The sequence below is a fragment of the Achromobacter sp. KK8 genome, assembly GCF_054188005.1.
Map to the genome: position 1 here is coordinate 2458968 of NZ_CM135178.1, position 17030 is coordinate 2475997.

General features: G+C 67.9%; 14 protein-coding genes and 1 tRNA gene. 10 read left to right on the forward strand and 5 right to left on the reverse strand.

Translation table 11 applies throughout. The features are described 5' to 3' along the window. Nucleotides 1-12 precede the first annotated feature (12 nt). Nucleotides 13-1713, forward strand: coding sequence for an AMP-binding protein (locus tag ACVN9Z_RS11445; RefSeq protein ID WP_006388806.1), 1701 nt, complete (start codon nt 13-15; stop codon nt 1711-1713). Nucleotides 1714-1732: 19 nt separating this feature from the next. Here ACVN9Z_RS11445 and ACVN9Z_RS11450 read toward each other — a convergent pair whose 3' ends face one another. Further along, nucleotides 1733-2608 (reverse strand): inositol monophosphatase family protein, encoded by an 876-nt coding sequence (locus ACVN9Z_RS11450; RefSeq protein ID WP_006388807.1) that lies wholly within the window; start codon nt 2606-2608, stop codon nt 1733-1735. A 145-nt stretch (nt 2609-2753) separates the two neighbouring features. Between ACVN9Z_RS11450 and mnmD the strand changes: the two genes are divergently transcribed. From mnmD to ACVN9Z_RS11480, 6 genes are all read left to right on the forward strand, one after another. Then, nucleotides 2754-4625 (forward strand): tRNA (5-methylaminomethyl-2-thiouridine)(34)-methyltransferase MnmD, encoded by a 1872-nt coding sequence (gene mnmD, locus ACVN9Z_RS11455; protein ID WP_458213393.1) that lies wholly within the window; start codon nt 2754-2756, stop codon nt 4623-4625. 270 nt (nt 4626-4895) lie between these two features. Then, complete coding sequence (locus ACVN9Z_RS11460) at nt 4896-7121, forward strand: glycoside hydrolase family 31 protein (RefSeq protein WP_024067760.1); 2226 nt, start codon at nt 4896-4898, stop codon at nt 7119-7121. A gap of 174 nt (nt 7122-7295) precedes the next feature. After that, on the forward strand, nt 7296-8384 hold the full coding sequence (locus ACVN9Z_RS11465; protein ID WP_006388811.1) for a methionine ABC transporter ATP-binding protein: 1089 nt from the start codon (nt 7296-7298) through the stop codon (nt 8382-8384). After that, entirely contained in the window at nt 8341-8994 is a 654-nt protein-coding gene (locus ACVN9Z_RS11470; protein WP_006388812.1) for a methionine ABC transporter permease, read from the forward strand. Before ACVN9Z_RS11465 ends, ACVN9Z_RS11470 begins: the two co-directional genes overlap by 44 nt. A gap of 49 nt (nt 8995-9043) precedes the next feature. Beyond that, a complete protein-coding gene (locus ACVN9Z_RS11475; RefSeq protein ID WP_054473202.1) occupies nt 9044-9841 on the forward strand; it encodes a MetQ/NlpA family ABC transporter substrate-binding protein in 798 nt (265 codons plus the stop codon). A gap of 217 nt (nt 9842-10058) precedes the next feature. Continuing rightward, nucleotides 10059-10134 (forward strand) — tRNA-Lys (locus ACVN9Z_RS11480). On the opposite strand, the gene ACVN9Z_RS11485 is transcribed toward ACVN9Z_RS11480, so the two are convergent. Continuing rightward, nucleotides 10124-10324 carry a hypothetical protein gene (locus tag ACVN9Z_RS11485; RefSeq protein ID WP_165596450.1) on the reverse strand — a complete coding sequence of 67 codons (201 nt, stop codon included), beginning with the start codon at nt 10322-10324 and terminating at the stop codon, nt 10124-10126. The two genes, ACVN9Z_RS11480 and ACVN9Z_RS11485, sit on opposite strands and share 11 nt — an antisense overlap. A 37-nt stretch (nt 10325-10361) precedes the next feature. Here ACVN9Z_RS11485 and ACVN9Z_RS11490 point away from each other — a divergent pair, with 37 nt between their 5' ends. The 3 genes from ACVN9Z_RS11490 (at nt 10362) to ACVN9Z_RS11500 (ending at nt 14348) form a co-directional block, all read left to right on the forward strand. Then, nucleotides 10362-10868 carry a sigma-70 family RNA polymerase sigma factor gene (locus ACVN9Z_RS11490; protein ID WP_006388814.1) on the forward strand — a complete coding sequence of 169 codons (507 nt, stop codon included), beginning with the start codon at nt 10362-10364 and terminating at the stop codon, nt 10866-10868. Beyond that, complete coding sequence (locus ACVN9Z_RS11495; RefSeq protein ID WP_368931077.1) at nt 10865-11854, forward strand: FecR family protein; 990 nt, start codon at nt 10865-10867, stop codon at nt 11852-11854. The genes ACVN9Z_RS11490 and ACVN9Z_RS11495 overlap by 4 nt, the downstream gene beginning before the upstream one ends. 103 nt (nt 11855-11957) lie before the next feature. Continuing rightward, on the forward strand, nt 11958-14348 hold the full coding sequence (locus ACVN9Z_RS11500; protein ID WP_458213394.1) for a TonB-dependent siderophore receptor: 2391 nt from the start codon (nt 11958-11960) through the stop codon (nt 14346-14348). Nucleotides 14349-14358: 10 nt separating this feature from the next. On the opposite strand, the gene ACVN9Z_RS11505 is transcribed toward ACVN9Z_RS11500, so the two are convergent. The 3 genes from ACVN9Z_RS11505 to ACVN9Z_RS11515 form a co-directional block, all read right to left on the reverse strand. Then, nucleotides 14359-14790, reverse strand: coding sequence for a RidA family protein (locus ACVN9Z_RS11505; RefSeq protein WP_006388817.1), 432 nt, complete (start codon nt 14788-14790; stop codon nt 14359-14361). A gap of 101 nt (nt 14791-14891) precedes the next feature. After that, nucleotides 14892-15179, reverse strand: coding sequence for a hypothetical protein (locus ACVN9Z_RS11510; RefSeq protein WP_006388818.1), 288 nt, complete (start codon nt 15177-15179; stop codon nt 14892-14894). A gap of 116 nt (nt 15180-15295) precedes the next feature. Beyond that, complete coding sequence (locus tag ACVN9Z_RS11515) at nt 15296-16912, reverse strand: methyl-accepting chemotaxis protein (protein ID WP_006388819.1); 1617 nt, start codon at nt 16910-16912, stop codon at nt 15296-15298. Nucleotides 16913-17030 lie beyond the last annotated feature (118 nt).

The following is a 17030-nucleotide window of genomic DNA, read 5'->3' on the forward strand; positions in this document are numbered from 1 at the left end:
GAGACAAACACCATGACTCGCCCGTGGCTTGCCCATTACCCGCAAGGGGTTCCCGCCGACATCTCCATCGACGGCTATGCATCGCTGACCGACCTGCTGGACCGGGCCTGCAAGCAGTACGCGGGACGCGTCGCCTGCACCGCCATGGGCAGCGACATCACCTATGCGCAGCTGGATGCGCATGCCCGCGGATTCGCAGGCTGGTTGCAGGGCCTGGGGCTGCCGAAGGGGTCGCGGGTCGCGCTGATGATGCCCAACGTGCCGGCCTACCTGGTGGCCCTGCTGGGCACCTTGCGCACCGGTCATGCGGTGGTCAACGTCAACCCGCTGTACACGGCCGACGAATTGCAGCGGCAGTTGCTCGACAGCGGCGCGGCGGTCATCGTCATTCTCGAGAATTTCGCCCACACGCTGCAGAGCGTGGCCGACCGCGGCCAGCTCAGGCACATCGTGGTGACCGGACCGGGCGATCTGCTGGGCGGGCTGAAGGCGCCGCTGGTGAACCTGGCGGCGCGCTACATCAAGAAGATGGTGCCGCCCTGGCGGATCGATGGCGCGCTGACGCTGCCGAAGGTGCTGGCCAAGGGAGCCGGCCTGCCGTTCACCGCGCCGACCATCTCGATGGACGACCTGGCGGTGTTGCAATATACCGGCGGCACCACCGGGGTGCCCAAGGGCGCCATGCTGACGCATCGCAACCTGACCGCCAACGTGAAGCAGATGGAGGCGGTGGCGGCGCCGGCGCTGCGCGACATGGCGGATCGGCAGATCACCGTGCTGAGCGCGCTGCCGCTTTACCACGTGTTCGCCATGACGGTCTGCGGCCTGTATGGCATGTACGCGGGCATGCGCAACGTGCTCATCATCAATCCGCGCGACCAGCCGTCGCTGATCAACGCCTGGCGCAAGACGCCCATCAACGTGTTCCCCGGCGTCAATACGCTGTTCAACGCGCTGGTGCACAACGAGGATTTCGCCAGGCTGGATTTTTCGGGATTGCGGCTGGCGCTGGGGGGCGGCATGGCGGTGCAGCAGGCGGTGGCCGAACGCTGGCTGAAGATCACCGGGCGGCCCCTGATCGAAGGCTATGGCCTGTCGGAAACCTCGCCGGTGGCCACGGTCAATCCCTGCGATGCCACGGCGTATTCCGGTTCCATCGGCCTGCCGCTGCCGTCCACCTATGTCGCCATCCTGGACGATGCGGGCAACGAGGTGCCGCTGGGCGAGCGCGGCGAAGTCTGCATCCGCGGGCCGCAGGTCATGGCCGGCTACTGGCAGAAGCCCGAAGAGACCCGTCATGTCATGACGGCGGACGGCTATTTCCGCACCGGCGATATCGGCATCATGGACGACAAGGGCTACACGCGCATCGTCGACCGCAAGAAGGACATGATCACCGTGTCCGGCTTCAAGGTCTATCCGAACGAGGTGGAGGCGGCGGTGTCGCAGATGCCGGGCGTGCTCGAATGCGCGGCCATCGGCGTGCCGGACGAGCACTCGGGCGAGGCGGTCAAGGTGTTCGTGGTGAAGAAGGATCCCGCGCTGACCGAGGCCCAGGTGCAGCAGTGGTGCAAGGACAAGCTGACCGGCTACAAGCGGCCGCGCTTCGTGGAGTTCCGCGACGAGCTGCCCAAGAGCAATGTCGGCAAGATCCTGCGGCGCGAGTTGCGTCCGGATGCCGAAGCCGCTGCCGGACAGGGCCAGGCGGCTTGACCCTGTGGGCTGCCGGGCGTCAGTCCGGCTGGTCCAGGTGCGGGGCGATCATCGCGTGCAGGGCGCGTTCGATGTCGGGGTTGCCGGCCACGACGCGGCCGCCAATGGGCCAGGAATCCCGCTGGTGCATATCGCTGCAGGCGCCGCCCGCCTCGCGCACGATCAGGGTGCCGGCGGCCACGTCCCACGGCGCCAGGCCCATTTCCCAATAGCCGTCGTAGCGGCCGCAGGCGGTCCAGGCCAGGTCGAGCGCCGCCGCGCCCATGCGCCGCACGCCGCGGGCGCGGTTGATGGCGTCGTGCAGCATGGGCATGTACTGGCTGGCGAAGGAGAAATCGCGGAAAGGGAAGCCCGTGGCGAGCACCGAGTCTTCGATCGTGCGGGTGCGCGAGCAGCTGATGCGGCGGCCATTGAGCCAGGCGCCCAGGCCATATACCGCGGTGAAGAGTTCCTCGCGGCTGGGATCGTAGACCACGCCGGCCACCGGCATGTCCTGCGCCAGGCGTTCATTGGCCGAGATGGCGGTGCCGGCGTGCGCGATCAGGGCAATCGAGACCGCGTAGTGGGGAATGTCGTGCAGGAAGTTGGTGGTGCCGTCGAGCGGGTCGATGTACCAGGTGGCGGCGCCCTGCGCCTGGCCGCCGGTTTCCTCGGCGACGATGCCGAACCGGGGCGTGCGGGCCCGCAGTTCGTCGATGATGGCCGCCTCGGCCTCGCGATCGGCTTGCGAGACGAGATCGTTGCGCGCCTTGCGATCGATCACGAGGTCGGCGCGGTGATGCGCGTAGGATTGCAGGATGGCCGCGCCGGCATGGGCCGCTGTGACCGCGGCGTCCAGTGCCGCGCACAGGTCGATGGGCGAGGTCAGCGAGCGGGGCGTGTCGTAGGTTTCCATGAAACCAGTGTAAGCCCAGGTATGCGTCAGGACCGTTGCGGCGGGGCAAAAGCCGCGCCGCGCGTGGTGCGCATCCAACGCACGCGGCCACGTCCGATAATCCCGCCTTGCCGATATTCCCGATTTTTACTTGAGCCGCCGTCCCATGTCTTCGTCCTATGTGCCCCTGACCCCCGCCGTTGCCGGATTCGACGAGCAGGGCCGGCTCTACAGTCCCGCGTATGGCGATGTCTACCATTCGCCTTCCGGCGCCCTGGGGCAGGCCGAGCATGTATTCCTGCGCGGTAACGGCCTGCCGGAGCGATGGCGCGGGCGCGATGCGTTCACGGTGTGCGAAACCGGCTTTGGCCTGGGCCTGAACTTCCTGGCGCTGTGGCGCGCGTGGCGCGACGACCCGCAACGCGCGCGTCGCCTGCACGTCGTATCGCTGGAGGCGCATCCTTTCGGTCGTGAAGACCTGGCGGCGCTGCTGGCGCGGCATGCGCCCGAGGCCCTGGCGCCGCTGGCGGCGCAGTTGGCGGCGCAATGGCCGCCCTTGCTGCCCGGGCTGCACCGGCTCGAGTTCGAGGGGGGCGCGGTGACGCTGACGCTCGGGTTCGGCGACGCGCAGGCGCTGGCACCGCGCCTGTCGGCGCGCGTGGACGCGTATTTCCTGGACGGCTTTGCGCCCGAGCGCAACCCGCGCATGTGGGAAGCGCCCTTGCTCAAAGACCTGGCGCGGCTGGCTGCGCCGGACGCCACGGTCGCCACCTGGGCCTGCACTGGAGAGCTGCGGCGGGCCTTGCAGGAGGCGGGTTTCGCGGTGCGGCGCGCGCCGGGCTACGGCGGCAAATGGCACATGACGGCGGGCACGGCGACTGCGGGCGCGGACGCCGCGCCGGCCGCGGTCGGCGAAAACGCCCGGCATGCGCTGGTGGTGGGCGGCGGATTGGCCGGCGCGGGCATCGCGCAAGCGCTGGCCCTGCGCGGCTGGGGCGTGACCGTGCTGGACGCCGGCCTGGCGCGGGGCGTGCCGGCCCATGCCGGCCATGTGGCGGCGGCGCTGACGCCGGTGCTGGCGCGTGACGACAATGCCCGCGCGCGATTGTCGCGCGCCGGCAGCGGCCGCGCCCTGGCGCGTTGGGCCGGCCTGCCGGGTGGCGCGGCGCCGCGGGTCTGCGGCACGGTCCAGCTCGAGCGTGATGCGGGCCGCGCGGCGGCATTGGCGGACACCTTGGCAACCCTGGCCTTCCCCGCCGACTGGGCGCGCGCGGTGAGCCGCGACGAAGCCAGCGCGCTGGCGGGCCTGCCGTTGGCGCGCGGCGGCGTGTTTTTTGGGCAGGGCATGTTGGTGCAGCCCAGCGAATTGATTCCGGCCTTGCTGGCAACGCCGGGCGTGCGGGCGGTGCCGGGCAGTGTGGCCCGGGTGGAGCGCGGCGCCGACGGCTGGCGCGCGCTGGATGCGGCGGGGGCGACGCTGGCGCGGGCCGATCATGTGATCCTCGCCAACGCTTTTGGCGCGCAACAGGTGCTGGCCGCCAGCAATCTGCTGGCGCCCTTGCCGCGGGTGGCGCAGATGCATGCGCTGGCGGGTGAAGTCACGCTGGTGCCGGCGGCCGCGCTGGGCGGCGGCCCGCGTTGCGTGGTGGGAGGCGAAGGCTATCTGCTGCCGGACACCGGTCGCGGCTGCGTGGCGGGCAGCACCTACGTGCATGGCGCCAGCGAGGTGCGCATCGGTGCCGAGGGCCAGCGCGTTACCTTGGATAAGGCGGCCGGCCTGCTCGGCGAAGGTTTTGCCGCCTTCCATGCCCTGGCGCCGGGCAGCCTGCCGGGCTGGGCGGGGTGGCGCGCGGTGTTGCCGGGGCGCCTGCCGGCGGTGGGCGAATTGCCGCATGCGCCAGGCCTGTGGCTGGCCGTCGGCTATGCCTCGCGCGGCCTGTCGTGGTCGGCGCTGATGGGCGACCTGATCGCGGCCCGCCTCTGCGGCGAGCCGTCACCTCTTGAAACGGATCTGGCTGGCCTGATCGCGCCCCGCTGAAAAAAACTTCGGGCTGGCGCGGGGCGCTGCGTCCGCTAGCGTAGAATTGTGGCAAATGCCAGGATTTGGCGCCAAATGGGTTCGCGTTGCGGACAAACCAGGCGTTTCGGCGGCGCGTCGGCAACGCTCTGGATGCCGGCCCGCCGGGGCTTTGTGACCCCTTTTTTGGATGATATCGCCGTCCAAAAGAGGGACCGAGTTTATTTCAAAGCTCAAATCCGTCAAAATAGCGTCTTTTGATGGTTTTTGGCTTAAGCCGGGGGATGCTCTGTGCCGCCCAAGTTCGACTTTGCCCATACTACCCAGCTCGACAACATCGAGCTGCTGACGTCCCGCCCCAGTCGCATCGATTTCGACGCGGGCGATGGGTTGCACCTGGTAGTCGAGGCGCATGCGCCTGGTGTGTTCCGCCTGCGCTGCGGCGAGGCGAACCACCTTACCGATGACAAACCCGGCGCGCGCGCGCGCGCCGTGGCCGAGATGTTGCTCGCGCGCCAGGAGGCGGTGGGCGAGGCCGCCATCGCCCCGCGCGACGGCGGCGACGGTTGGCGCATCACCCAGGGCGACGTGGCCCTGGAAATCCAATCCAATCCCGTCCGCTTCGCGCTCTACCGCAACGAAGAGCGGGTGTTCGAGTCCGAGGTTTCCGCGCATACGCCCGCATTCGGGCACAACGCGCTGGACCAGGCCGACGCCGCAGCCTGGACCGCCGGTTTCACCCTGCTGCCGGACGAACGCGTCTACGGCCTGGGCGAAACCCCGGGCGACCTGAATCGCCGCGAAGAATCCGTCGTGTCCGACGACCCCGAGCATCGCGCCCTGCCGCTGGCATGGAGTCCGCGCGGCTGGGGCCTGTACGTCAACACGATGCGCCGGGTCGAACACTCGGTCGGCGTGGCGCCGGCCGATTCTGCCTATGTCGTCAGTGTCGACGACGTGGTGCTGGACGTGTTCCTGTTCGCCGGCGAACCCGCCGAAATCCTGAACCAGTACACCGCGCTGACCGGCCGCGCCGGCCAGCCGGTGCTGTGGGCCATGGGCGCCTGGCTGCAGCAGGCCAGCGGCGAAATGCCGACGCAGACCGTGGCGCTGCTGGGCCGCATGCGCGAGAACCAGATCCCGGTCGACGCCGTGACGCTGGCGCAGCCGGCGGCCTGGGGCTTCCAGGCCGACAAGACCGTGTTCGAATGGGACGCCCAGCGCTTCCCCGACGCCAAGCAGATGCTGGCGCTGTTCCACAAGCACAACGTGCACGTGGCGGCCTCGGGTTTCCCGGGTGTCATCAAGACCAGTCCGCTGTTCGAGGAACTCGAGGACCGTGGCTGGCTGCTGACGCGCGAAGACGGTTCGGCACAGGTGTTCGACGGCAATGCCGCCACCTCGGGCCAGCCCTATGGCCTGCTGGACCTGACCTATCGCGACATCTACAACCTGTGGGTCGAGCGCCATCGCCAACTGGTCGAGGACGGCCTGGACGCGCCGGCCTGCGACGCCCAGATCGCCATCCCCGACGGCGTATCCGCCCGCAATGGCGAGACCGGCCCGGCGCTGCGCAGCATGTATCCGCTGCTGGTGCGCCGCGCGCTGTTCGACGCCGTCGCCGGCCTGAAGGTGCCGCCCGAAGGCGTGGTGCCCAGCACCGACCTGTTCCCGGCCGCGCAGCGCCTGCCGTGGCAGGTGGGGCCGCAGGTCGACAACACCTGGGAAGGCCTGCGCCACACCCTGCGTACCGCGCTGTCGATCGGCGCCTCGGGCCTGCCGGTCCAGGTGCACGGCATCGGCACGGGCGGGCGCGGCACCGCCGACATGACGCCCGAGTTGTACCTGCGCTGGCTGACCGCCGGCGTGTTCTCGGCGAATTTCTCGTTCCAGGGCGTGGCCGGCCTGCTGCCGTGGGACTTCGGTGACGAGACCCTGGCCCACGTCAAGACCTGGATGCAGTGGCGTTACCGCCTGGTGCCCTACGTGCTGGGCGCCATCGAGGATGCCGCGCGCACCGGCCTGCCGGTGCAGCGTTCCATGGCGCTGTCGTTCCCGAATGATCCGCATGCCCACGAATGGGACCTGCAATACCTGCTGGGGCCGGCCTTGCTGGTGGCGCCGATCACCGCGCCGGGCAAGCAGGTGCGGGTGTATCTGCCCAAGGGCGAAGCGTGGTGGGACCTGAACACCGGCCATCGCTACGAAGGCGGCACCACCTGGACCATCGACTGCGAGCCGGGACAATACCCGGTGTTCGGGCGCGAAGGGCACATGCTCTGTCTCGGCCCGGCTGCGCAGCATACCGGCGAATTCAATTCGGCCCGCATCCTGGACGAAGTCTGGATGTTCGGCATGCCGGTGCACAACCCGGTGGTCATGCGCAACAAGATCCGCGTCATGCAGATGCAGGGCTCCAGCTACATCAAGGGGCTGGAAGGCCTGCGCATTTCGCCGTCCGAGGGGCTGGAGGTCAAGCGCCGCGGCGCGGAAGTCCGCATCTCGCGCGCTCGCTGAAGCCAGGCGAGGCCGGCGCGCCGGCCGCCGATAAAAAAAGGGCAGTCAGGAAGGCTTTCCTTCCCGACTGCCCTTTACGTCTTTGCGCGGACATCTTTTATATTACTGTCAGTTATTAAAAATGGAAAAAACGGTCGTTCTCTTTAGAAGAGAAAAGATACAAAATCGCTTGCCATGATTCAGATCGAGAACCTATCCAAGACCTACGCCACGCCGCACGGCCAGTTCCAGGCGCTGCGTGGCATCAACCTGCATATCCAGCAGGGCGAGGTCTTCGGCATCATCGGCCCCAGCGGGGCCGGTAAAAGCACGCTGGTCCAGTGCATCAACCTGCTGGAGCGCCCGAACGAAGGTTCCATCGCCATCGGCGGCCAGGCCCTGACCGGGCTGAGCGAGGCGCAGTTGCGCGCCCAGCGCCGCCGCATCGGCATGGTGTTCCAGGGCTTCAACCTGCTGTCGCGCCGCACGGTGTATGGCAACGTGGCGTTGCCGCTGGAAATCGCCGGCGTCGCCAAGAGCGAGATCCCGGCCCGCGTCGAGCGCCTCTTGGCGCTGGTGGGCCTGGAGCACCTGCGCGACCGTTATCCCAGCCAGATCAGCGGCGGCCAGAAGCAGCGTGTCGGCATCGCGCGCGCCCTGGCCAACAATCCGGACGTGCTGCTCAGCGACGAAGCCACCTCCGCGCTCGACCCCGAGACCACGCACAACATCCTGGCGCTGCTGCGCGACATCAATCGCAAGACCGGTGTCACCGTGGTCATGATCACGCACCAGATGGAAGTGGTGCGCGAGGTCTGCGACCGCGTGGCCGTGCTGTCGCAGGGCGAAGTGGTCGAGATGGGCAGCACGCGCGAAGTGTTCGCGCAGCCGCGCCACGAAGTGACCCGCGCCATGGTGTCGGCCGCGACCGCGTCGGACCTGACCGACGCCACGCTGGCCGCCGTCAAGCAGCGCATCGAGACGCTGGCCGCCGCCAAGCCGGGCCAGGCCGTGCGCCTGCTGCGCCTGTCGCTGACCGGCACCGACGCGTCGGGCTCGTTCCTGTCCGACCTGTCGACGCAGTATTCGCTGGACGTGGGCCTGGTGCAGGCGCGCGTCGAAGACATCCAGGGCGTGGCCGTCGGCACGATGTTCGTGCTGGCCCAAGGCACGCCCGCCGCGGTCAGGGACGCCATCGCCGCGTTGACCGCCCGTGACATCACCGTTGAAGAAATTGCCCATGAGTCCGCAACTGATCGACCTGCTTATTACGTCGCTGCTTGACACCCTGCTGATGGTGGGCGTGGCCAGCGCCATCGCGGTGCTGGTCGGCATTCCGCTGGGCGTGATCCTGACCGTCACCGCGCGCGGCAACATGCTGGAGAACCAGGCCGTCAACCACGCGCTGGGCGCCGTCATCAACGCCACCCGCTCGGTGCCGTTCGTGATCCTGATGGTCGCCATCATCCCGTTCACGCGCCTGGTGGCGCAGACCTCGATCGGCACCACCGCCGCCATCGTGCCGCTGTCGGTGGCCGCGATCCCGTTCATGGCGCGCATCGCCGAAAACGCCATGCGCGAAGTCGATCCGGGCCTGATCACCGCCGCGCGCGCCATGGGCGCCTCGCCGATGCAGATCATCATGAAGGTGCTGTTGCCCGAGGCGCTGCCCGGCCTGATCGCCGCCACCATCGTCACCGTGGTCAGCCTGATCGGTTATTCGGCCATGGCCGGCGCCATCGGCGGCGGCGGCCTGGGCGACCTGGCGATCCGCTACGGCTACCAACGCTTCCAGTCCGACGTGATGGCCGCCGTGGTCATCGTGCTGATCGTGCTGGTGCAGCTGATCCAGAGCCTGGGCGACCGCTACGTGCGCCGCATCTCGCACCGTTGAGCACACCGAACATTCTTCTCCTCCTTCCGACATTCGGGATATTCGCAACATGAGCATCAAGGTTTTGAAGTCGCTGGCCGCGTTCGCCCTCGGCGCCGCCGTATTCGCCCAGCCCGCGCTGGCCCAGGACAAGCCGCTGAAGGTCGGCGTCACGGCCGGCCCGCACGCCCAGATCTTCGACGTGGTCAAGCAGGAAGCCGCCAAGCAGGGCCTGAACATCCAGGTGATCGAGTTCACCGACTACGTGCAGCCGAACGTCGCGCTGGCCTCGGGCGACCTGGATCTGAACAGCTACCAGCACCAGCCGTACCTGGACAACGCCAACGCCGACCGCGGCTACAAGCTGGTCAGCATCGCCAAGACCGTGATCTTCCCGATCGGCATCTACAGCAAGAAGATCAAGTCGCTGGCCGAGCTGAAGGACGGCGCCCGCATCGCGCTGCCGAACGACCCGACCAACGGCGGCCGCGCCCTGTTGCTGCTGCAGGCCAATGGCCTGATCAAGCTGCGTCCGGAAGCGGGCCTGAAGGCCACCCCGATCGACGTCATCGAGAACCCGAAGAAGCTGCGCTTCATCGAACTGGACGCCGCCCAGCTGCCGCGTTCGCTGGACGACACCGACGCCTCCGCCGTGAATACCAACTTCGCGTTGGAAGCGGGCCTGAACCCGGCCACCGACGCCATCGCCCAGGAATCGCCCAACTCGCCGTACGCCAACGTGCTGGTGGTGCGTGAAAAGGACAAGGACCGTCCCGAGTTCGCCAAGCTGGTGAGCATCTACCACAGCCCGGCCGTGAAGCAGTTCATCGAGACCAAGTTCAAGGGCGCGGTGGTCGCCGCCTGGTAAGCCAGGATCGCCTCTCCGATGCAGAACGGCCGCGCAAGCGGCCGTTTTTCGTTGGCGCGCGCGGGACGGCCATTTTTCATGGTCCCGCCGGGGCGACCGCGGGGGCGTGTGCACTGGGGCGTTGGGCGGGGCGCGAACGGATGTTGCGTCATTGAGGCGCCTCGTCTCCATTTTTTGACAAGGTCTGCGAAATCAGCCATAATTTCTGGCTTCGGTCGGGCTGATAGCTCAGTCGGTAGAGCAGCGGACTTTTAATCCGTTGGTCGCGAGTTCGAGTCTCGCTCAGCCCACCACCCAAATTTGTTGGAGCCAAGTGCCTGCGAGGTTGTTCAGGTCTTTGTTCCTGGCGGCCAGATTGCCTCTGGCGCCGCCGCATCGAAAAGACGCCGCTTTCATAGCGGCGTTTTTTTTTGCGACGCAGGCCTTGCCGCGGTTTTCTTCTGGCAGGGCCAGCATCGCATCCCGGCGGGGGAATCGTGTCATAATTAATAACGATTCCTATTTCTCTATTTTGCGCGCCGTGGACTCCCATCTGGCCAGAAACGCCCGCTTCGCCAGCATCTACAAAGACGATCATCCGTGGCTCGAGCGGCGCTTGCGCGATGGCCTGCGCAACCGGGAAGATGCGCAGGACGTCGCCAGCGAGACCTTCACCCAGCTGCTGCAGGCGCCGGCGCTGCACCAGTTGCACGAGCCGCGCGCGATGCTGGTCACGATCGCGCGGCGCATCACCTGGCGGCTCTGGCGCAGGCGTGAACTGGAGCGGGCCTGGCTCGACATGCTGCGCATCCAGCCCGAACTGGTGGAACCCTCGGCGGAGAGCCGCTACCAGACCTTGCAGGCATTGCAGGCCCTGGACGCCGTGCTCGATGGCTTGTCCTCCAAGGCCCGCATGGCGTTTCTCTACAGCCAGCTCGACGGCATGACGCACGTCGATATCGCCGGCCGCCTGGATGTGTCTCCCACGATGGTGCGCAAGTACATCGCCCAGGCCTTGCAGCGCTGCTGCGCGGTGTTCGACGCATGAGCGCCACTTCCGCCGCCGCGGCGCGCGAAGCCGCCATTGCCTGGCGGCTCTGTCTGTCCGGGGGCGCGGCCACGGAGGCCGACCAGCGCGCATTCGAGGCCTGGTTCGCCGCCAGCCCTTTGCACCAGGCGGCCTGGCAGCACCTGGAGGCCGCGCTTGGCAGTGCGCTGCACGCCATCGATCCCCGTCTATTGAGCGCTTCCGGCGCGTTGCGGCGCTCCTTGCTGCGGCCGCAGGAGGCCCAGCGGCGTCGGCTGAACAAGCTGCTCCTGACCGCTGGCGGACTGGTCGGCGGCGCCGTCTGCCTGGACCGGTTCCTGCCGCTGACCCACGTGGCGGCGGACTACCTGACCGCCACCGGACAGCGCCGCACCGTGGCCTTGCCCGATGGCGCCATTATGGAACTGGACGCGCGCAGCGCGGCCAGCGTCGATTTTTCGGGCGGGCGGCGGCGGGTGCGACTGGAGGCGGGCGCCATTGTCTTGAAGTTGGCCGACGGCGCCGGCGCGGTTGGCGGGGCGTCACCGCTGCGCATCGAGACCGCGCAAGGCGCGGTGCTGCCACGTAGCGGCAGCGTCCTGGTGCAATGCGCCGAGGACCGCAGCCAGTGCGTGGCGCTGACCGGACAGGCCGGGATCGTCAGCGTGGGCGGCCAGCAGCGCCTGCTGGCCGAGGGGGAGGGCGCGTGGTTCGACGCGCACAGGATCGACCCGGCCCAGGCGGCGCAGACCCATGCGGCCGCCTGGCAGGAAGGGCGGATCGAGGTCCACGACGAGCCGCTGCAACGGGTGGTCGATGCGCTGGCGCGCTATCGCCCCGGCTGGATCCGGGTGTCCGCCGCCGCCAGCCGCCTGCGGGTGTCCGGCCTGTTCCCGCTGGACGATACCGAACGCGCCCTCGAGGCCCTGCGCCACACGCAGCCGATCACCCTGCGCCGCTTCGGCGCCTGGCTGGTGATGATCGACGTCGCTGCGCGGCAGGCCTGAGGCGCGCTTGCCGCGCCACAGAAAATTTTCCGCGCCAGGTGTTTTTTTGGCGATGCCATTGCACATACATGGAACGCGTCTTCACGCAATCACGGAGTGCTCCATGTTCTGCTTCAGGTCCCCGGCTTCCCGCGCGCTGGCCGCGCTCGCCTTCGCCAGCGCCGTCCCGGTCCAGGCGCAAGTCGCCCAGGAGGTCCGGTCGTATCGCATCGCGGCCGGCCCGCTCGACGTCGCGCTGACCCAGATCGCGCGGACCGCGGGCGCGGTGATCTCGTATTCGCCCGAACTGGTGGCCGGCAAGATGGCGCCAGCGGTCGCTGGCGACCTGACGCTGCGGCAGGCCGCCGGGCGCGCGCTGGCCGACTCGGGCCTGGAGCTGTCCACGGCGGCGGATGGCACCCTGACGCTGCGGCGGAGCGCGGCAGGCGTTGCCACGCTGGCGCCGGTGAATGTCGAAGGCGCCACGCTGGGGCCGGTCACCGAGGGCTCGGGCGCGTACACGATCGGTTCGATGAGCACCGCGACCAAGTTCCAGTTGTCCCAGCGCGAGACGCCGCAGTCGATCAGCGTGGTGACGCGGCAGCAGATGGATGACCGGGGCTTCCAGTCATTGGATGAGGTGGCGCGCGATACCACGGGCCTGACCACGCGCCAGATCGGCGGCGGCGAGCGGACCCAGTTCTTCTCGCGCGGGTTCGAGATCAGCTCCTTCCTGGCCGATGGCGTGCCGCTGGCCTATGACTACGACACGCAGGGCGTCGCCACCCTGGCGATGTATGACCACGTGGAGGTGCTGCGAGGCGCGTCCGGGCTGATGACCGGCGTGGGCAATCCGTCGGGCACGATCAATCTGGTGCGCAAGCGGCCGACCTCCACGCCGCAATTCTCGGTGACGACCAGCGCGGGCAGCTGGGACAACTACCGTGGCGAGGTCGATGGGTCGGGGCCCCTGAACGCCAGCGGCAGCGTGCGCGCGCGTGGCGTGGTCGCCTACCAGGATTCGCGCACCTTCAAGAAGGCGTACGAGCATCAGCGGCAGCTGTACTACGGCACGATCGAGGCCGACCTGGGCGCGAACACCACGCTGAGCGTGGGCGGCTACTACAACCGCGAGGACAACCCGGGCGCCGACTGGAACGGCCTGCCGACGCGGCGTGATGGCTCGTTCTATGACTTCAATCGGTCGACCCGCCTGACCCCCGACTGGGCCTACTGGAACAAGGAGAACTCCAGCCTGTTCGCCGAGCTGGACCACGGTTTCGCGAACGGCTGGAAAGGCCGGGTGACGGCCCGCGTGCTGCGCTCGAAGCTGGACATGCTGGGCACATATCTCTATCCCCTGGAGGATTCCGAGGACTTCGGCCAGGGCGCGGGCCAATACGCCTACGACAAGACGCAGCACAGCATCGACGGCTACCTGAGCGGTCCGTTCCAGCTGCTGGGCCGCACCCACGAACTGGTGCTGGGCGGCAGCTTTCGCCGCAACAAGGACGATGACGGCCCGGGCGGCTGGCCCACGGATTACAACGTGATCGTCGATCCCATGAACTGGGATTCCAGCGCGGTGCCCAAGCCCGCGTTCACCTACCCGTGGTCGCGCAAGGGCCACCAGCGCTTGTCCAGCGCGTACGCCACCACCCGGCTCAGCCTGGCCGATCCCCTGACGCTGATGCTGGGGGCGCGGGTCGATTCGTATGAATACCGCATGACGCTGAAGTCCGGCGACTACGTCGATCCGGCCGGCTACAAGGTGAGCAATGAGATCACGCCCTACGCCGGGCTGGTCTACGACCTGGACGCCCACCACTCGGTGTATGCCAGCTGGACCTCGATTTTCCAACCACAGAACTACCAGACGGCGACGGGCGCGTTGCTGGATCCGGTGACGGGCACCAATCTGGAGGCCGGGGTCAAGGGTGAGTACTTCGATGGCAGGCTCAATGCCAGCGCCGCGATTTTCCAGATCAACCAGCGCAACCTGCCGATCACGCAGTTGCAGTCCACCTGCGCGAATCCGACCCAGTCGTGCTATTCGCAAGCGGGCGAGGTGCGGAGCCGGGGGGTGGAGCTGGAACTGGCCGGCACCTTGACGCCGGGTTGGCAGGTCATGGCCGGCTACACCTACAACCAGTCCACGTACCTCAAGGATTCGGAGAACGGTCCGGCCGGCACGCGCTATGACACGCAGACGCCGCGCCACCTGTTCAAGCTGTCCACCATGGTCACGCTGCCCGGCGCGCTGAACGCATGGCGCGTGGGCGGCGCGGTCCGCCTGCAAAGTCCGATCAGCCTGCCGCGCTACAACGTTCGGCAGGCGGGCTATGGCATTGTCGATACGGTCGTGTCGTACCAGGCGAGCCGCAACCTGGATCTGCGCCTGAACGTGTACAACATCTTCGACAAGTACTACTACCAGGCGATCGGCAGCACCCAGGACAACAACCATTTCGGCGCGCCGCGGTCGTTCCTGCTGACCGCCAAATACACGTTCTGAGGCAGAGGGATCAGAGCGGCAGCAGCGCCGTCGCCTCGATCTCGACCAGCATGCCGTCGAGCGCCAGCCGCGGCACCGGGATCAGGGTGCAGGCGGGCGCCAGGTGGATGCCCCAGCGCGACTTGATCTCGTTGGAGAACAGCGCCAGGCGTTCCTGGGTGTGGTCGACCACCAGCACCGTCAGCTTGGCCACATCGAACAGGGTGGCGCCGGCCGCGTGCAGGGCGGTCTGCACGTTGTCCAGCGCCTGGCGCACCTGGACGAGGAAGTCAGGGGATAGTTCGCCCCGGCTGTTTTCGCCACCCTGGCCGGCCGCGAACACCAGCCGGGCGGGCGTGTCGGCCACGGCCACATGCGAGTAGCCATTGGGGCGGGGGTCGTACAGGCCCGGTGGGTTGATGAAGGCGAGCGAGGACAAGGCGGGGGTGATGCGGGACGACATGCGGGACTCCGGGAACAACCGTATTGGCGAAGCCGGAGTATCGAACCTCAACCGCGGTTGAGGTCAAGCGATCGCCCGCAATCGTCGGCGGGCCCCAAGGATCAGGACAGGGTGCGGGGCGGCATGGCCGACAGGTCGGCCAGGCTCAGGCCGCAGCCGCGCGCGCGTTCGGCCAGGGTGGCGCTTTGTTCCAGCGCCCGTTTGCTTTCGATCAGCAGTACGTCGAGCTGCTCGTCCAGCGACGACGCCATGGCCCAGGCCCGCTCGGCGAATTCGGCGGAGAAGGCGTCGACACAGGATTTGCAGATGGACGAGCCATTTCTTTCCAGCAGCGGCGCGCCTTGGGCCAGCGTCGATAGGCAGAAATGGCAGGCGAGGGCGCGGTTCATGCGTCGGGGCTCGTGGTCGGGTGGAGGCCCGCCGCGGCAAGGGCTGCGGCGGGCCTGACCTACAGGACAACGGCCGATTCGGCGAAGTCTTAAATCGCCGTCTCCCCAGGCGTGTTTCAGGCGACGTAGGCCGCGCGCAGCGGCGCGGCGATGGCCTGCGGCGTCACGTCGATGACGGTCTCGGCCGGCAGCTTGAAGAACGCCGCAGTGGCCGCCAGGCGCTTGGCCTGCTCTTCCAGCGATGCGGCCGCGGCCGCGGCTTCCTCGACCAGCGCCGCATTCTGCTGGGTGACGTCGTCCATCTGGGTGACGGCGCGGTTGATCTGGTCGATGCCGAGGGACTGTTCGGTCGAGGCTTCGGTGATCTCCGCCATGATGTGGGTGACGCGCTGCACCGAGGCGACGATTTCCTGCATGGTGTCGCCCGCCACGCGCACTTGCTGCGCGCCGTTGTCGACATTGCTGGAGGATTGCTCGATCAGGTCTTTCACTTCCCGGGCGGCCTGGGCGCTGCGCTGGGCCAGCGTGCGCACTTCGCCGGCGACCACGGCGAAACCCTTGCCCTGCTCGCCGGCGCGGGCCGCCTCGACCGCGGCGTTCAAGGCCAGGATATTGGTCTGGAAGGCGATGCCGTCGATCACCGAGACGATCTCGGCGATGCGGCGCGAGCTTTCCGAGATCCGGGCCATGGTTTCCACCACCTGGCCGACCGCTACTCCGCCGCGCAGCGCGACCCCGCGGCTTTCGGCCGCGAGACCGTTGGCCTGGTGCGCATGCTCGGTGTTCTGCTTGACCGCGGTGGCAAGCTCTTCCATGGAGGCGGCGGTTTCCTCCAGCGAGGCGGCCTGTTCCTCGGTGCGGGACGACAGATTGGTGTTGCCCGAGGCGATCTCGGCGGCGCCGGTATTGATTTCGGTGACGCTGCGGCGCACCTCGGCGACAGTACGGGTCAGGCTCTCCTGCATGCGCTTGAGCGCCGTGAACAGGACGCCGATTTCGTTGTCCGAGTTCACCGCGACGCGCTGGGTCAGGTCGCCCGACGCGATGCGATCGAAATGCAGGGCGGCGTCTTTCAGCGGTTGCAGCACCTGGCGGCTGATGAAGCGCCAGCAGCCCAGCGCCAGGACGGCGGCCAGGGCCAGCATGATGATGGTGGACAGTTCCGCCCGGTCGTAACGCTGGTCGGAAGCCGTGTTGATGGCGGCACTGCGGCGTTCGGTGTGCTCCAGGAAGCCATTGACCCGCTCGACGAAGCGGGCGTCGGCGCCGCGCGTGTCGGCGACCGCGGCCGCGTAGCCTTCCGCCGACTGCTTCTGCAGCGCCTGCTCCAGGGTTTCGATGCTGCGCACGTAGCCGTTGAAGACGCTGTCCAGTTCGCTGGCAAGCCTGGCGCCGGCCTCGGTGTTCTTGGGCACCTGCTGGTAGACGGCGAAGCGCTTGCGCGCCTCGCGCAGGTACTGCGTGGCCTGGTCGATGCTGCCTTGCGCCTGGCTGCCCTTGCCGGACACGATGTCCAGGTAGGCGGCCACCAGCGTCAGCCGGCTGCGCAGCAGCAACGTCTGGGTGTCATAGAGCGGGCGGGTCTGTTCGGTGGCGACCGAGTTCAGGTCGTCCACCGCCGTGTCGGCGTCGAGCGCATACAGCCAGCCCATGCCGGTGGCGACCGCCAGCGCCAGGACGAAGATGGCCAGGACGGCCAGCAGGCCGGTGCGTATCTTCAGGTTCTTCAGCATGCTCGCAGGCTCCTATGTATGTCTTGGTGCTGACCCGTCAAAGCGCGGTGTCGGAAAAATCCGGACTGACTGTAAATTTGAATTACATATTTAACAATTGATCATTTTTCATCGGGGC

Excerpts from the sequence above, each read along its gene's own strand:
- ACVN9Z_RS11500 (WP_458213394.1), top strand. The coding sequence starts at position 11,958 with ATGTTCTGCTTCAGGTCCCCGGCTTCCCGCGCGCTGGCCGCGCTCGCC.
- ACVN9Z_RS11475 (WP_054473202.1), top strand. The coding sequence starts at position 9,044 with ATGAGCATCAAGGTTTTGAAGTCGCTGGCCGCGTTCGCCCTCGGCGCC.
- ACVN9Z_RS11450 (WP_006388807.1), bottom strand. The coding sequence starts at position 2,608 with ATGGAAACCTACGACACGCCCCGCTCGCTGACCTCGCCCATCGACCTG.
- ACVN9Z_RS11505 (WP_006388817.1), bottom strand. The coding sequence starts at position 14,790 with ATGTCGTCCCGCATCACCCCCGCCTTGTCCTCGCTCGCCTTCATCAAC.
- ACVN9Z_RS11485 (WP_165596450.1), bottom strand. The coding sequence starts at position 10,324 with ATGACACGATTCCCCCGCCGGGATGCGATGCTGGCCCTGCCAGAAGAA.
- ACVN9Z_RS11445 (WP_006388806.1), top strand. The coding sequence starts at position 13 with ATGACTCGCCCGTGGCTTGCCCATTACCCGCAAGGGGTTCCCGCCGAC.
- mnmD (WP_458213393.1), top strand. The coding sequence starts at position 2,754 with ATGTCTTCGTCCTATGTGCCCCTGACCCCCGCCGTTGCCGGATTCGAC.
- ACVN9Z_RS11510 (WP_006388818.1), bottom strand. The coding sequence starts at position 15,179 with ATGAACCGCGCCCTCGCCTGCCATTTCTGCCTATCGACGCTGGCCCAA.
- ACVN9Z_RS11465 (WP_006388811.1), top strand. The coding sequence starts at position 7,296 with ATGATTCAGATCGAGAACCTATCCAAGACCTACGCCACGCCGCACGGC.
- ACVN9Z_RS11495 (WP_368931077.1), top strand. The coding sequence starts at position 10,865 with ATGAGCGCCACTTCCGCCGCCGCGGCGCGCGAAGCCGCCATTGCCTGG.
- ACVN9Z_RS11515 (WP_006388819.1), bottom strand. The coding sequence starts at position 16,912 with ATGCTGAAGAACCTGAAGATACGCACCGGCCTGCTGGCCGTCCTGGCC.
- ACVN9Z_RS11470 (WP_006388812.1), top strand. The coding sequence starts at position 8,341 with ATGAGTCCGCAACTGATCGACCTGCTTATTACGTCGCTGCTTGACACC.